1 protein-coding gene and 1 pseudogene are annotated in these 1,020 nt (G+C 76.2%); both read left to right on the forward strand.

The window, feature by feature from the left end:
• A partial coding sequence (locus tag CCN33_RS25870; RefSeq protein WP_140394675.1) for a sensor histidine kinase occupies nt 1-882 on the forward strand: 882 nt, incomplete at its 5' end.
• Nucleotides 879-1,020: pseudogene (locus CCN33_RS33260) on the forward strand (two-component system response regulator); the annotation flags it as partial. The gene CCN33_RS25870 and the pseudogene CCN33_RS33260, both read left to right, overlap by 4 nt.

Genomic DNA, 1,020 nt, shown 5'->3' on the forward strand with positions numbered 1-1,020 from the left:
GGCGGGGAGCTGCTCGGGGTCGGCGGCCAGGTGGTCGGTCTGTCGGTCGCGGAGCTGGGGCTGCCGGGGCCGCTCACGGGGGCGCTGCTGTCCTCGGCGCCGCGGGTCGACGAGGTGCACCTCACCGCGTCGCGCGTGCTGGTGGTCAACACCTCGCCGGTGTCCGGCGGGGAGCACCGGGGTACGGTCGTCACGCTCCGGGACGTGACCGAACTGCAGTCACTGATGGGCGAGCTGGACTCCGAGCGCGGGTTCAGCCAGGCGTTGCGGTCGCAGGCGCACGAGGCGGCGAACCGGCTGCACACCGTGGTCTCCCTGATCGAACTGGGGCGGGCGGAGGAGGCGGTGGAGTTCGCCACGGCCGAGCTGGAGCTGGCCCAGACGCTCACCGACCAGGTGGTCGCGGCGGTGGGCGAGCCGGTGCTGGCCGCGCTGCTGCTGGGCAAGACGGCGCAGGCGCACGAGCGGGGCGTGGAGCTGGTCGTCTCGCCCGAGAGCCGGCTCGACGACGGCGTACTGCCCCCGGACCTCGCGGTGCGCGACCTCGTCACCATCCTGGGCAACCTGATCGACAACGCGATGGACGCGGCGCAGGGCAGCGCGCGGGCGCGGGTCACGGTGACGGCGTACGCGGCCGGCGAGGCGCTGCTGCTGCGCGTGGCCGACACCGGTCCCGGCGTCGACCCGGCCCACGCGGACCTCGTCTTCCGACGCGGCTTCACCACCAAGCCGGCCGGCCCCGGCGGGCGGGGCCTCGGACTGGCACTGGCCCGCCAGACGGTCACCCGGCTCACCGGCACGCTGACGGTCACCGAGGCGGAGGGCGGGGGTGCGGCGTTCGAGGCCCGGCTGCCGCTCGGCCCGCCGGGAGGCGCCGTATGACCCCCGAGCAGCCACCGATCCGCGTCCTGGTCGTGGAGGACGACCCGGTGGCGGCGGACGCGCACGTCCTCTACGTCGGCCGGGTGCCGGGCTTCGTCGCCGTCGGCAAGGCGGGAACCGGCGCCGCCGCCCGCCGCG

It is taken from the genome of Streptomyces recifensis, assembly GCF_002154615.1.
GTDB classification, from domain to species: Bacteria; Actinomycetota; Actinomycetes; order Streptomycetales; family Streptomycetaceae; genus Streptomyces; species Streptomyces griseoluteus.